We start from the raw sequence: 13,711 nt of genomic DNA on the forward strand, positions 1-13,711 counted from the left end.
CGTGTTTATGATCCAGTGAACAGTGAAATCTTATATAGGCCGATGGCTTATTATTTTTCTGAAGAATCCGCTAAGTTATTGGCTGAGCAGATTATAGAATTTCATAAAAAAAACATCAGACTCCTATTCGAAGTGTACCAACAAGAGATTACAAAGAATTTAGTCAATTGAATCAGGAAGAGAAAGAATTTGCATTGCACTTTGCTAACCTTAAAGGCGTGCATTTTGAACGGACAGATCTCAACGGTTTGAATTTGGAAGGGGTTAATTTTAATCAGACGAGCTTATCCAAGGTAGATTTTACTGCTTCACGCTTACCCAGTATCGATCATTTTCCGCAGGATATTCGAGGCTGTATCTGGCAAGGGGCTTCTTTCGAAGCACTTATTGATACTACACCAGAAAATATTAACCGGATTAAGCAAAAGTTAGCAAACATGGAATCAATTGAAGCAAACGATTTCATGCAAAGCGTGAAACAGGCTTCATTTGCTCGCTTGATTAAAAAAATAAACTCTGGATATAGCAGCTTATCCTATTACGGGATACGTAAGCTTACAGACCTAAATACTATCTTTAACACTCAAGTTGACCAACCTTTATGTCAATTAAATGGTCAATCGCTTTTTTTAGATGAGAACAGATTTAAAAGCAGTACTGTGGCAGCATTCCTACCAAACGAAATATGGAAGTGGGATGGAAAGCTTAATAATAATTGTAAATACGAAGCTGATGAAGCGTCTGACATCATACTAAAATATCATCAATTACAGTCTGCTATAGCCCTTCCGTATCAGAGTGACAGAATCCTCGATTTTAATAGCTTATCTCATGAATCAAAAGAAAATATACTGCTCTACGCTAATCTTAATGGTGCTAATTTGGAAGGCATATCTTGCCAAAATATGGATCTGAGTAGTAGCGCATCTTTTGAAGGCGCACTGCTGGGCAACACTGATTTTAGCAATACAAAACTACCTAGCTTCGATAATTTTCTGGATATGGAACCGCAGAGGCTGGCTTCTTGTGTCTGGAAAGATGCCAGCTGTCAAAAACCAGCTGATCCTAAGCTAGAAGATATCGAAAAAATCCTGGAGCTGCTGCAGGAGGTGAATTCAAAAGATTTCACTAAAATGATATTGAATTCCCTGATACACCATGGTGAAGGAAATATATTAAAGAGACTGCTCTGTATAGCTTGATAGAGGATTACGACATTCTCGAAGTGTCCAATTCATGAATAAGCACGGACAACCTATAGTATCTACTTTCGATGATGGATCTTATGAAAATAATAAACCTACTGCTATATTGCAGGGGATGCAAAGCGAGAACTTTATAAAAAATTATAAAAAATATTTTCAGGTTTTTTTAGCATTGTTGGAAAACAAAAGTATTCCTTTAAGTATGCAAAAAAAAGGGCGGCGGGATATTTAAATACTCTTTTAAATGCATACGGAAAGACCGGCTACATACCGGACTACGTAGAAGCAGGAAATGTATTTATTCTACAAGCGATTGCTAACCTTTTGCCCTATCCAAAATCTGCCCTTTTAATGCTATCACTTCCAAGAAAATATGATCCACAATTAATTTCTCGTCTGGATTCTTATAGAATGAACAGGATGGGTACTATGGGGAGAATAGAAAAAATAATAACTTCTCATTATGAATCACTAAAAAGAGATATAGCGTATTATCTACAAGAACGTCATCCTGAAAGAAAAGAAAGCTATCCTGAAAACACCATGGGGATAGTTATAAATAAAGCAGATGAACAAGTGAAAATCATGATAGACAGCTTTGAAAGAACCTGGGGATATCTGCAGAGGCGGTTTTTATCCCGTTAAACAGAAAAGAAGATAATAACCTATTTAAATTCAGAGATAAAATCCCTGATTCTTACCTAATCGATAAAACAAATGAATTGATAGAGATTGTCGGATAAGCTTAAACGAACGACAATTTAATATGTTGTTGCAGCGCAATTTAATCTCACATTTGACAAAATGATGAGCGTTGCAACAAAACCTCACATATGCTCAATGAATTTCGAGTTACGGCAAGGCGGCAATCAATCGAATCCCAGAAATGTATCCCCTACGTCTTATCTTACTTTTGTACGGGAAAACTATCCGGAAGTAGTTAAATTGAATTATTGCAGCCACTAGACTGCTTCTTGCTTTCATTAATATATACGAACTAGCCACATGATAAGCTGTTTTCCTAACCGAACTGATATTTTTATTGTAAATGCTTTCATATATCAGATCGGATAGGGCACAAGCGATCCTTGTGTTTATTTTATTTTTTTATTCCGGTCGTTTTCTCTATTTAAGAAGTGGTTTATTGAACTCTGAGCACAAGCAGTATCAATAGTTATATCACTCTTATTGATATTTAAATAATTCATCGTTTTTTCAAATAAATAAAGTCGCTCTTTTGGGCTAAATTTATATAACGTTGCCTCTCTCTGTAGATCAATTGATTTATTTAACTGCTGGTTAACGGCGTTATCTATCTGCCGATTAATGATTGCACATATATAAGTATTTCGCTCTTGCTTTAGCAATTGATTATAAAATTCGACAGTATTCGCCTCGTTGATTATTTTAATAATATCTTTATAAATTTTACTAACATCCAATGGCAAACTATTTCCCTTATATGCAACAGATAACTTCATATCGTTAATATTTATTGGAGATTTAGTGAAAAAACAATAGACAGACCGTCCGACCAAACAGGATGACTACGGAAGTCACCATTATCAGGGCTGTTGAATTTCATCGTCGGATCGCGTTAAAGGAAAATTTCTTATCTAAAATGGTATAGGAAAAATTTTTATCATTTTTACTAATAGAAAATACGCGGTTACCATTATTGTCTTTTATTTGGAAAAAGTTATCGTTTGAATCGGCGTTATAATGAAACATTTCCTTGTATTTCGGCGCCGCTAATTCTTTTAATCTGAATAAAATATTTTCCACTTCATCCAGTGTGGTATTGTTTGAAGGATGGCACAATTGATGCAAGCACTGTAGCGCCTCTTCTTGTCCGTTGGAAAAAAGAATTCTTTTATTTTTTCCCATAACGTCATATGAGGACGACGTTTATCATTTAATATTTTCCTTACACGATCATTGCTGATAGTGGTTACAGGAAAATAACCAGCCCCTAGCGAAAGAGTCATATTCATAATATACCTCATACGAAAAATAAAAATTAAATTTCCACCACGGTAATAACGCTAAAAGAAATTATCTCTGCATATATCTAGATAGGGTATTGTCTCTGAAAGCATGGTGCGAGTGATACCCGCTGAATGTTTTAACGCTCTAAGCTCATCACCTGTTAGCCCAGTCACATTGTTAATATAAACCTCATTTAATTTTGATTTCTCGTACAATATATCCATAATATCTTCTACAACAATTTTGTATTTATTGGCAGCAGAGACCTTAACAAGATTATCTTCTACATTTTGGCTGACTCTAATTCCAGTAAGATCAAGCACACCTCTAAAACGTCGTCCAAACCGACCTCTCAAATTTTCGAGCATCCTATCTTTTTCTTGAAAAGAGCAATCTCTTAATTCTTTACACAACTGCTCATTCAATACATCACGATTAAAATCACGCCGTGCCTGCTGATCGCACACTTTTTTTCCATCACCATCACAGGCCTTATGCCATAAAGCATTTGTTTTTGTTACAAACTCATCAAGATAAGCTGTCAACTTTACTATGTCGGGATTTTTGTCCATCAAGCCTGTTGATAATAGAGTTGTAGCCGTGTGTTGGTATATTATCTTGGTGCCAATCACGAAATTTATATCTTCTGAATCATCACTACTTTTTTCTATTTTGAACAGATTCTGAACGTAGTCGGCTTCATGCGCTAGCTGTTTAAGCGCCATAAAAGCCTTAACCGCGACTTTTATTTTTAACGACGTTGCTGTACCCATCTCACTGGTTGAGCTTGAGGCTTGGTCATTGTCCAAATGAATTAAACTATAGAGTTGCTTCAATACCTCTTGCTTTTTTTTGTAACGAAATAAGTCCTTAAATCTATCCCACAAGCCCATACAGATAGCTTTTTCTCGGTCAGCTTCCATTAATTTACCAAGACGTTCAGCACTTAGCTTGTTGAAGGCATTATTTTTAAATAAAACATCGTTGTGTTCAGGATAATCACTAGATGCAACAGAATCGTAAAAAACAGCAGTAGGTTGGCTGGGATAAATAGCATTGACAGTATAAGTAGTCATAAATATTCCCCTCGATAAAAAAATCATTAACAAAAAATTCATTTAGACTGTCTTATTGTGCATTTACAATCTTATAAATTTTCATCTCTTTGTTACATAGAAAATAATTAACTTCCTTTTAAACTTATTCTTACATAAATTTAATATATGTCAATTGAAATTATTTGATGCCTAGCCACCTTGTGCGTTTTTTCAAAAGATGTGGTCGAAATCTATTACTCTCACCAAAATCGCATAAACCCAGTCATATACCCTTCGTCTTTGAAGTTGCCACAGCCAACAATACCGCGGCTTTAAAGGCGAAGGGGATAGTATTTTTCCTTGTATAGAATCAACAAGTATGTTCTATTAAATAAATTATCTTTAATAACAATCCACTATATAAATGTGATGCACTTTAAACCATTAAACTATCAACCTGACCTCTTACTGCACTATTTCGCGGCGCTAGCGGATCGCCCTTGGGCAATGTTATTGCACTCCGGTTTTGCTGAACATCCTCATAGCCGTTTTGATATTTTAGTCGCCGATCCGCGCGTGACGATAACCACCCATGGGCAGCACAGTGAAATTATCGACAACACCCAGGAAAAGGCCGCGATTCAATGCAGTACTGCCGATCCCTTTTTGTTATTACAACAGCAACTCAATCAATTAAATTTAAACAGTGAGCCGCAAGCCAACCTGCCGTTTCTCGGGGGTGCCTTGGGGTTATTTGGCTATGATCTGGGGCGTCGGATTGAGCGTTTGCCAGTACTGGCACAGCGGGACATCGATCTACCGGATATGGCTATCGGCCTGTATGACTGGGCGTTGATTTGTGATCATCATCAGCAACGTGTGACACTCGTGTGCCATGGCGAGGCTGAACAACGCTTCACCTGGCTGCAGCAACAAAAATCAACCTGCCACAACCCTTTACGTTTAACATCGCCATGGATCGCAAACCTATCACGCCAGCAATACGGCGAAAAATTTCAACAAATACAGGAATACCTACAGAGTGGTGACTGTTATCAAGTCAATCTGGCACAACGTTTCAGTGCCGATTATCAAGGAGATGAATGGTTAGCTTTTTTACGCCTAAGCCAAAGTAATAAAGCACCTTTTTCAGCCTTTATCCGTCTGCCACATAACAGCGTAATCAGCCTGTCACCAGAACGCTTTTTATGGCTAGAAGGAAAACAGATCCAAACCCGGCCAATAAAAGGCACCCTGCCCCGCTTAGCCAATAAAGAAGAAGATAAACAACAAGCTCTACGCCTAGCCGCTTCGCTCAAAGATCAGGCGGAAAATCTCATGATTGTTGATTTGTTACGTAATGATATCGGGCGTGTGGCGCAACCGGGCAGCGTTCGCGTGCCGGAATTATTTGTTGTCGAACCCTTTCCAGCGGTTCACCATTTAGTCAGCACTATCACCGCCACCTTACGGCCAGAATACAGCGCCACCGATTTACTGCGTGCCTGTTTCCCTGGCGGCTCTATTACCGGAGCGCCTAAAATCCGCGCGATGGAAATTATTGAACAACTCGAGCCACATCGCCGTAATCTCTATTGTGGCAACATTGGTTATATTAGTTGCTGCGGCACCATGGACACCAATATCGCCATTCGCACGCTGTTAACCGAACGTGGCAAAATTTATTGCTCCGTCGGCGGCGCAATCACCCTGGATAGTCAAGAACAAGCAGAATACCAAGAAACCCTCGACAAAGTGGCGCGCATATTACCGCAGCTTGAATGAAATTGAGTTAGCGAGACAAATTCATTTACCGGAGGCTATCAGTTTGAAAGAAATCTCACTCATCTTTAATAAAATGAATGCAGAAGAATTTAAATCCTATGCCCACGACTCAATAAAAAACTACGCGAACAGCTTATTACAAGGATCTGCGAAAAAACCGGCAGATATATTACGTGAAGCCACTGACGATTTCACTTCGTTACTACCCTATGGTATTAACACCACAGGACACAACCTCAATGTGATTGTTGATGCAAAATCGCAAGAGAGACTTGGCATCGTTTGGTACGCTATCGAACCCAGAGAATCTTGCCATGTTCTCTTTATTTACGATATTGATGTCGTCACCAATCAACGCAGAAAAGGAATAGCAACACGAATCATCAACGATCTCATGGCTAAAATTACCCATCCGTCAATTTTACACGTGGAATTATCCGTTTTTATCCATAATAAAGTGGCGATAAATCTGTACAAAAAATTAGGATTTTCGCCAATAGAAATTTCGGCATTAACCATGACAATGAGAAAACCTATTCTATAACGAATTTTTACCTTAAAGCCTATTCGGGATCTTCTTTGAGCTACGCTCAATTGATAAAAAAAATGAATAATCCTTTATATATTCGTTGATCAAATATAAAAAAATCAGATCTCCCTAGTAATCGCTACTCTCGGCTATTCATTATTTAATCTCTATAACTTTATTATAAGAACAAATAAGTGTAGCTATTAAATACACGAGGAGTACATCATGACCAATTTAACCGGGGTAATCTCAACTCCACCTCTCTCACCAAGCAGAAGTGCTAGGCAAGAAGCACAAAATCAACGTCGTATCAGCATCAGTGGCAGTATAACCACCGTTGCTAACTGTACTCGACGTAGTGATGATGTTGCAGAGCGACCTAATACTAATATAAATGCTATCAATCATAATATCGGTTATCACCAGCCTCATATTATTGAAGATGACACATCGCCAACCGTTGCCAGCCCTTTAGTCGCGACGCATGCAACCGTAGCCGCAAATCACCATACAGGCGATTTTCGTCAACCAAAGCTTAATATTGGGCAAAGATTGCTCAAAGCAGTTAAATTTGGCTTTTATGGGGTAAAAATAGGCTCTCTCATCGGCTCTGTCGCCTCAGCGAGCCTGCTAATCCTAGCCTTCCCTCCTATTACTGTGGCAGCCGTTGGTACAGGATGTGTTGCCTTAGGTTTTCTCTTAATTCACTGCCTTCCATCTCCTCTACTAGTGAAACTTCTCAAAAGCAAGATGAAATACTAGACAGAGTAACAAACCTAGCGACAAGTTATGCACAGGGACGATCAACAGCAGTACAAGGAGTAATAGCCACAAAACTGGCAGGAGGGTCATGCGCTTTTAGTGGCGGAAACACAGAAGACGTTAAAATAATAGCCCAGTATGGCTTTTGTTGGGGCATTGCAGGTGCATTAACAAATAGAACCGTCGAGGCCATGCATGTTGCTAGTGCAGCCGGTGTTGCCGTAGGCACAATAAATTCTCTGGATTATCTGAATGCTATCATTGCGAAAATTGCTGCTGGATTCGGTGCGACAGCCGGAGCATTATTTCTTGGACAGCCCGAAGGAAGTAGCAAAGTGGGAAGATATGCCGCCCACGGTGCTGTAGTTGGAGAAAAAATCGGGGCACTTCGATTCTGTGCTGCCGATTTCACGCCTTCAAATGCAATTGCCGCTACCGTCGTCACTGTTTGTCCACAAATAACCGATTATTTTTTAGAAAAAGTCGGTTTACAACGCTTTCAAAAAACAGAAATCAGTCAAGCTATTAATTTTGCGTTAAGTAACAACACTACCCTCTTTCTTACCTTAGGTGCTACCGGTTTCTGTAGCATGGCTGTCTTCTCAACAATAAGCAGCTGTTCCTCCGCGATCTATACCGCAATGGATAAAAATACAGCCGGCAAACTCACAGCCCATGTTGACTATTTGGTCAGCGATGGATTAAACGATGCAACCTTTATGGCGATAGATACATTACGTTTAAAAGAAAAATGGGAAAAGGCAGGCACGTTAGGCGGCTACTTTAAAAGCGCATTGAGGATCGCCGGCTTAGGTAGGTAAGCCAGGGATGAATGCCACGCGGACACACTGCAATACTGTTTGAACCTGTGTGTACCTATCAAATCGGCTTGTGATAAATTATCGGCTAACCGCTGATAAATGCGAGCACAAAAGATTTCGAATAGGCTCTAAGGAAAAAATAATGCGTGTATTAGGTATAGAAACCTCCTGTGACGAAACCGGCATCGCCATCTACGATGATAAAGTGGGTTTGTTAGCAAACCAATTATATAGTCAGGTCAAGTTACATGCGGATTACGGCGGCGTAGTGCCTGAGTTAGCTTCACGTGACCACGTGAGAAAAACAGTGCCACTGATTCAAGCGGCGCTAAAAGAAGCCCATTTAACTGCTAAGGATATTGACGCCGTCGCCTATACGGCAGGTCCTGGATTAGTAGGCGCACTGTTAGTCGGTGCCACTATTGGCCAGGCGCTGGCTTTTGCTTGGCAGGTGCCGGCAATCCCCGTACACCATATGGAAGCGCATTTATTAGCGCCGATGTTGGAAAAAACACCGCCACCCTTGCCTTTTGTTGCCCTGCTCGTTTCAGGTGGGCACACACAGCTCGTCAAAGTAACGGCGATTGGAAAATACCAGCTATTGGGTGAATCGGTGGATGATGCGGCGGGAGAAGCTTTCGATAAAACAGCTAAATTATTGGGGTTAGATTATCCCGGCGGCTTGATGTTATCGCAGCTGGCTCAAAAAGGAAGAGCGAATCGTTTTATATTTCCACGGCCAATGACTGATCGTCCTGGTCTTGATTTTAGTTTTTCTGGATTAAAAACCTTTGCCGCAAATACCATTAAAAATAACGATGATGATAATCAAACCCGTGCTGATATTGCCTATGCATTTGAAGACGCCGTCGTTGATACCCTCGCAATAAAATGCAAACGGGCACTCATTCAGACGGGCTTTAGTCGCTTGGTTATTGCCGGTGGCGTCAGTGCTAATCAACCACTGAGATTAAAATTAACGAAAATGATGCAGAAACAATGCGGCGAAATTTTTTACGCCAGACCGGAGTTTTGCACAGATAATGGCGCGATGATCGCCTATACCGGACTAATACGGCTAAAAACCAATAAAAACAACGATCTATGTGTTACCGTTCGGCCACGATTGCCATTATCAGCGTTAACCTGATCAAAGCTTCCCTTCCTTAATAAAAAAAGAAGCAGGAAAATCATAACGGATGGATATTATATTTATCGAACAGCTCAGCGTGATCACCACTATTGGTGTTTATGACTGGGAGCAAAAAACTCAGCAAAAATTACTCCTTGATGTCGAAATAGGCTGTGAAAAGGGTAAAGCAGCGAAGACTGATGAGGTGAAAGATTGTTTGAATTATGCCGATATCAGTAAAGCGATTATCGAGCATATAAAAAAAAAATCCTTGCGCCCTGATCGAACGAGTCGCAGAAAATGTAGCAGCACTTTTACTAAAAAAATTTGCTACACCTTGGGTGCGGGTTAAAGTCAGTAAACCCGGCGCGATAGCCGAAGCGCTCAATGTCAGCGTTATTATTGAGCGTAGTAATTGCAACGGTGCTTTACAACGCCCTCCACAATAAAGTAAAATTCGGCACTATTTTTAGAATTGTTGGTTGCCAGGCCAACAGCAAGTCGATTTTTATTGAGGATCGAGGCAAATGCCAGTAATTAAAGTACGTGAAGGTGAGCCATTTGATGTAGCCCTACGTCGTTTCAAGCGTTCTTGCGAAAAAGCGGGGATTTTAGCAGAGGTTCGTCGTAGTGAATTTTATGAAAAACCGACAACTGAACGCAAACGCGCTAAGGCTTCTGCTGTTAAGCGTCATGCAAAAAATTGGCGCGTGAAAACGCTCGCCGCACCCGTCTGTATTGATTTTTTATACCCCTTTTATCTTTGAAGTTGCCGCTAGGCGGCCAGAGCGTGAGACCCGATGAGCGTAGACAGACTACCTGATGAGGGCGAGGGCTCGCAGCCAACAACGCGGTGGCTTCAAAGGCGAAGGGTATAGGGGCAAGCGCTGGCCCCGACCGCCTAGTTTATCTTGCGTGCTATTTTGTTAGCTAAAATAGGGCCGTGCTTTCCGAAAGGGATGTACGGCTTATTCTTGTTTATAGACTTGCGAACAATGACTTATGGTTGGACGAATTCCACGCGGATTTATCAATGATTTATTAGCTCGTACCGATATCATTGATCTGATCGATACGCGAGTAAAACTGAAAAAAAAAGGGAAAAATTATCACGCATGCTGCCCCTTCCATAATGAAAAAACCCCCTCCTTTACCGTCAATGGTGAAAAACAGTTTTATCATTGCTTCGGCTGTGGAGCTCACGGTAACGCGGTAGATTTTCTTATTAGTTATGATCGACTGGAATTTGTTGAAAGTATTGAAGAACTCGCGACCATTAATGGAATGACAGTGCCGTACGAACAAGGAACCGGAGCTAGCCAAGTCGAAAAACATCAACGACAAAATATTTATGCTTTGATGAATCAAATAGGTGAATTTTATCAACAGTCACTCAACAGTCCACCAGCACATCAGGCTTATCGTTATCTTGAACAACGAGGGTTGAATAAAGCAATTATTCATCACTTTGCTATCGGTTTTGCCCCGCCAGGTTGGGATAATTTATTAAAACGTTTTGGTAACAGTAATGAAACTCGTACTACCTTGAACCATGCCGGAATGTTGGTGACTAATAATACAAAACGTTGTTACGACAGATTTCGTGAACGGATCATGTTTCCTATCCGTGATAAACGAGGACGGATTATCGCGTTTGGCGGGCGTACTGTTGATGATAGCGTACCAAAATACTTAAATTCACCGGAAACAGAGATCTTTCGGAAAAGTCGCCAACTCTATGGATGGTATGAAGTACAAGTTAAACAACCTAATCCAAGCCGACTATTATTAGTAGAAGGTTATATGGATGTCGTGGCGCTGGCGCAATTCGGCATTGATTATGCGGTTGGGTCACTTGGCACCGCCACCACTGCTGAGCATCTCCAATTATTATTTCGCACCACTGACCATGTTGTTTGCTGTTATGACGGGGATAAAGCAGGGCGAAGTGCAGCCTGGCGCACCTTAATAACGGCGCTTCCCTATCTCAATGATGGGCGCCAGCTCCGTTTTATGTTTTTACCGGAGGGAGAAGATCCCGATACACTAATACGTAGAGAAGGAAAAACAGCCTTTGAACAACTTATCGACCAAGCTCAGCCGCTGTCAAAATTTTTATTTGAAACACTCATGTTGCAAGTGGATCTCAGCAGTCCTGACGGACGTGCTAAACTGAGCACCTTGGCACTGCCGTTAATTAATCAAGTGCCAGGAGAAACACTACGACTTTACCTGCGGCAAGAATTAGGTCATAAGCTGGGTATTCCGGATGATAGTTTGTTGGATAAGCTAATACCTAGGCAAGTTGCTGCTAGCAACACTTACCGACGTCCACAGATAAAACCAACGACTATGCGTATCTTGATAGCATTACTCGTGCAACATCCACATTTGGCAGCCAGTGTCCCCTCGTTACAGGGAATAAAGCAAGCAAAATTAGCAGGATTACCCTTATTCATCGAATTGGTGGAAACTTGCCTTGCTCAACCAGATTTGAATACTGGCCAATTGTTGGAGCAATATCGTGATAATAAATACAGCAAACAGCTTGAAAAATTAGCAATTTGGAACGATATAGAAATAAAGGAGATCGTTGAAACCACCTTTCTAGATGCATTACATCACCTTTTTGATTCTGCACTGGAAGAACGGTTAGAAATCTTAATTGCCCGCGCGCGCACGGCACAGGGTTTAAGTGCGGAAGAACGTCAAGAAGTTCGTCTGATTAATGAAGCACGTGGCAAGAAAAAATATACCCACAGCCCTTGAAGTTGCCTTCGGCTGCCAGGGCGACCGACCGATGAGCGTAGATATACCATGAGGCGAACACCCGCAGCCAACAACGCGGCAGCTTCAAAGGCGAAGGAGATACAACGGCTTAATTGCCGTAAAAGCAGAAGGTTCTCCCTCTGCAAGATGCCGCTATAACGGGCAGCGGCAACCTAAAAAGCCCTAAATATTATTGTTGGCCGGTTTGTCGACCAACACCAACCCAAATACTCGCAAGTGTGGATACCGTCTTATGGAGCAAAACCCGCAGTCACAACTGAAGCTGCTTGTCACCCGTGGTAAGGAGCAGGGCTATTTGACCTATTCCGAGGTCAATGACCATCTGCCGGAAGATATCGTCGACTCCGATCAGATCGAAGATATCATCCAGATGATTAATGACATGGGCATACAGGTACTAGAAGAAGCACCTGATGCTGATGATCTGATGCTAGCTGAAAACACCACCGATACTGATGATGACGCGGTGGAAGCCGCAGCACAGGTATTGTCTAGTGTTGAATCTGAAATTGGGCGAACAACCGATCCTGTTCGTATGTACATGCGTGAAATGGGGACTGTTGAACTACTAACGCGTGAAGGTGAGATTGATATTGCCAAGCGGATCGAGGAAGGCATAAATCAGGTGCAATGCTCAGTGGCTGAGTATCCTGAAGCTATTACCTATTTATTAGAACAGTATGATCGCGTTGAAGCTGAGGAGGTACGTCTCTCTGATCTTATCACTGGTTTTGTCGATCTTAACGCTAAAGAAAACGAAGAAGATATTACACTAAGCGCTAGCGCCACTCACATAGGCTCTGAATTATCGACGGAAGAGCTGATAGATAGTGATGGCGACACTGCAGACAGTGACGATGAAAATAATAACAGCATCGATCCCCTACTGGCTCGTGAGAAATTTAGTGAATTACGTGAACAGTATGAAAATACTAAGAAGGCAATCAAAAAAGACGGTCGTAACCGTCTTAACGCCAAAAATGAAATTTTAGCACTTTCCAACATATTTAAACTGTTTAGACTGGTACCGAAGCAATTCGATTATTTAGTCAATAATATGCGTTTAATGATGAAGCAGATTCGTGCGCAAGAACGTATCATCATTAAATTATGTGTTGAACAGTGCAAAATGCCGAAGAAAATTTTCCTCACTTTATTTACCCGTCATGAAACCGATGATAAGTGGTTTGAGGAAGCTTTATCAGCAAATAAACCTTGGTCTGAAAAACTGAAGGAAGTGGCTGAAGACGTAGGATGCTGCAGGAAAAAACTAATTCAAATCGAAGAAAAAACCGGGTTAACTGTCGAACAGATTAAAGACATTAATCGCCGCATGTCGATAGGTGAGGCCAAAGCCAGACGAGCAAAAAAAGAAATGGTCGAAGCTAACTTACGCTTGGTTATCTCAATTGCTAAAAAATATACTAACCGTGGTCTACAGTTTCTTGATTTAATTCAAGAAGGCAATATTGGTTTAATGAAAGCGGTTGATAAGTTTGAATATCGCCGAGGCTACAAATTTTCAACCTATGCAACCTGGTGGATCCGGCAAGCAATTACACGCTCGATTGCCGATCAAGCAAGAACCATCCGTATTCCAGTACACATGATTGAAACGATCAATAAACTTAATCGTGTTGCTCGCCAAATGCTGCAAGAAA

At 41.0% G+C, this 13,711-nt stretch carries 13 protein-coding genes and 2 pseudogenes; 12 read left to right on the forward strand and 3 right to left on the reverse strand.

Going from position 1 to position 13,711, the window contains the following annotated elements; translation table 11 throughout:
• Positions 1 to 167 precede the first annotated feature (167 nt).
• From REG_RS09820 to REG_RS09830, 3 genes are all read left to right on the forward strand, one after another.
• A complete protein-coding gene (locus REG_RS09820) occupies positions 168 to 1,202 on the forward strand; it encodes a pentapeptide repeat-containing protein (protein WP_006705497.1) in 1,035 nt (344 codons plus the stop codon).
• 34 nt (positions 1,203 to 1,236) lie between these two features.
• Positions 1,237 to 1,437 carry a hypothetical protein gene (locus REG_RS09825; RefSeq protein ID WP_039908798.1) on the forward strand — a complete coding sequence of 67 codons (201 nt, stop codon included), beginning with the start codon at positions 1,237 to 1,239 and terminating at the stop codon, positions 1,435 to 1,437.
• Between the two features lie 179 nt (positions 1,438 to 1,616).
• Positions 1,617 to 1,850, forward strand: coding sequence for a hypothetical protein (locus REG_RS09830; protein ID WP_141553681.1), 234 nt, complete (start codon positions 1,617 to 1,619; stop codon positions 1,848 to 1,850).
• A 449-nt stretch (positions 1,851 to 2,299) separates the two neighbouring features.
• Here the strand turns inward: REG_RS09830 and REG_RS09835 are convergent, their stop codons facing one another.
• The 3 genes from REG_RS09835 to REG_RS09845 form a co-directional block, all read right to left on the reverse strand.
• Complete coding sequence (locus REG_RS09835) at positions 2,300 to 2,686, reverse strand: hypothetical protein (RefSeq protein WP_141553682.1); 387 nt, start codon at positions 2,684 to 2,686, stop codon at positions 2,300 to 2,302.
• A 100-nt stretch (positions 2,687 to 2,786) separates the two neighbouring features.
• On the reverse strand, positions 2,787 to 3,092 hold the full coding sequence (locus REG_RS09840) for a hypothetical protein (RefSeq protein ID WP_006705501.1): 306 nt from the start codon (positions 3,090 to 3,092) through the stop codon (positions 2,787 to 2,789).
• A 158-nt stretch (positions 3,093 to 3,250) separates the two neighbouring features.
• Positions 3,251 to 4,270 (reverse strand): hypothetical protein, encoded by a 1,020-nt coding sequence (locus REG_RS09845; RefSeq protein ID WP_039908807.1) that lies wholly within the window; start codon positions 4,268 to 4,270, stop codon positions 3,251 to 3,253.
• A gap of 390 nt (positions 4,271 to 4,660) precedes the next feature.
• On the opposite strand from REG_RS09845, the gene pabB reads away from it, so the two are divergent.
• From pabB to rpoD, 9 genes and pseudogenes are all read left to right on the forward strand, one after another.
• Positions 4,661 to 6,016 (forward strand): aminodeoxychorismate synthase component 1, encoded by a 1,356-nt coding sequence (pabB, locus tag REG_RS09850; protein ID WP_006705503.1) that lies wholly within the window; start codon positions 4,661 to 4,663, stop codon positions 6,014 to 6,016.
• Positions 6,009 to 6,560: a GNAT family N-acetyltransferase gene (locus tag REG_RS10930; protein WP_050749388.1), complete on the forward strand. Its 552-nt coding sequence runs from the start codon at positions 6,009 to 6,011 to the stop codon at positions 6,558 to 6,560. Before pabB ends, REG_RS10930 begins: the two co-directional genes overlap by 8 nt.
• A gap of 210 nt (positions 6,561 to 6,770) precedes the next feature.
• Positions 6,771 to 7,307, forward strand: coding sequence for a hypothetical protein (locus REG_RS09860; protein WP_006705505.1), 537 nt, complete (start codon positions 6,771 to 6,773; stop codon positions 7,305 to 7,307).
• Positions 7,223 to 8,128 carry a hypothetical protein gene (locus tag REG_RS09865; RefSeq protein ID WP_176603523.1) on the forward strand — a complete coding sequence of 302 codons (906 nt, stop codon included), beginning with the start codon at positions 7,223 to 7,225 and terminating at the stop codon, positions 8,126 to 8,128. The genes REG_RS09860 and REG_RS09865 overlap by 85 nt, the downstream gene beginning before the upstream one ends.
• Positions 8,129 to 8,270: 142 nt before the next feature.
• Positions 8,271 to 9,278, forward strand: a complete 1,008-nt coding sequence (tsaD, locus tag REG_RS09870; RefSeq protein WP_006705507.1) for a tRNA (adenosine(37)-N6)-threonylcarbamoyltransferase complex transferase subunit TsaD — start codon at positions 8,271 to 8,273, stop codon at positions 9,276 to 9,278.
• A 49-nt stretch (positions 9,279 to 9,327) separates the two neighbouring features.
• Positions 9,328 to 9,709: pseudogene (gene folB / locus REG_RS09875) on the forward strand (dihydroneopterin aldolase).
• A 78-nt stretch (positions 9,710 to 9,787) separates the two neighbouring features.
• A pseudogene (gene rpsU / locus REG_RS09880) lies at positions 9,788 to 10,002 on the forward strand (30S ribosomal protein S21).
• A gap of 260 nt (positions 10,003 to 10,262) precedes the next feature.
• Positions 10,263 to 12,029, forward strand: coding sequence for a DNA primase (dnaG, locus tag REG_RS09885; protein WP_006705510.1), 1,767 nt, complete (start codon positions 10,263 to 10,265; stop codon positions 12,027 to 12,029).
• Between the two features lie 253 nt (positions 12,030 to 12,282).
• Positions 12,283 to 13,711 (forward strand): RNA polymerase sigma factor RpoD (gene rpoD, locus REG_RS09890; RefSeq protein WP_039908811.1); only part of this gene is annotated, 1,429 nt, incomplete at its 3' end.

Origin of the sequence: Candidatus Regiella insecticola LSR1 (genome assembly GCF_000143625.1) — a bacterium.
Classification (GTDB): Bacteria; Pseudomonadota; Gammaproteobacteria; order Enterobacterales; family Enterobacteriaceae; genus Regiella; species Regiella insecticola.

What these genes read in the sequence shown, in the direction of transcription:
- REG_RS09825 (WP_039908798.1), top strand. Translation starts at nt 1,237, where the DNA reads ATGAATAAGCACGGACAACCTATAGTATCTACTTTCGATGATGGATCT.
- REG_RS09830 (WP_141553681.1), top strand. Translation starts at nt 1,617, where the DNA reads ATGAACAGGATGGGTACTATGGGGAGAATAGAAAAAATAATAACTTCT.
- REG_RS09835 (WP_141553682.1), bottom strand. Translation starts at nt 2,686, where the DNA reads ATGAAGTTATCTGTTGCATATAAGGGAAATAGTTTGCCATTGGATGTT.
- REG_RS09840 (WP_006705501.1), bottom strand. Translation starts at nt 3,092, where the DNA reads ATGGGAAAAAATAAAAGAATTCTTTTTTCCAACGGACAAGAAGAGGCG.
- REG_RS09845 (WP_039908807.1), bottom strand. Translation starts at nt 4,270, where the DNA reads ATGACTACTTATACTGTCAATGCTATTTATCCCAGCCAACCTACTGCT.
- pabB (WP_006705503.1), top strand. Translation starts at nt 4,661, where the DNA reads ATGCACTTTAAACCATTAAACTATCAACCTGACCTCTTACTGCACTAT.
- REG_RS09860 (WP_006705505.1), top strand. Translation starts at nt 6,771, where the DNA reads ATGACCAATTTAACCGGGGTAATCTCAACTCCACCTCTCTCACCAAGC.
- REG_RS09865 (WP_176603523.1), top strand. Translation starts at nt 7,223, where the DNA reads ATGTGTTGCCTTAGGTTTTCTCTTAATTCACTGCCTTCCATCTCCTCT.
- tsaD (WP_006705507.1), top strand. Translation starts at nt 8,271, where the DNA reads ATGCGTGTATTAGGTATAGAAACCTCCTGTGACGAAACCGGCATCGCC.
- dnaG (WP_006705510.1), top strand. Translation starts at nt 10,263, where the DNA reads ATGGTTGGACGAATTCCACGCGGATTTATCAATGATTTATTAGCTCGT.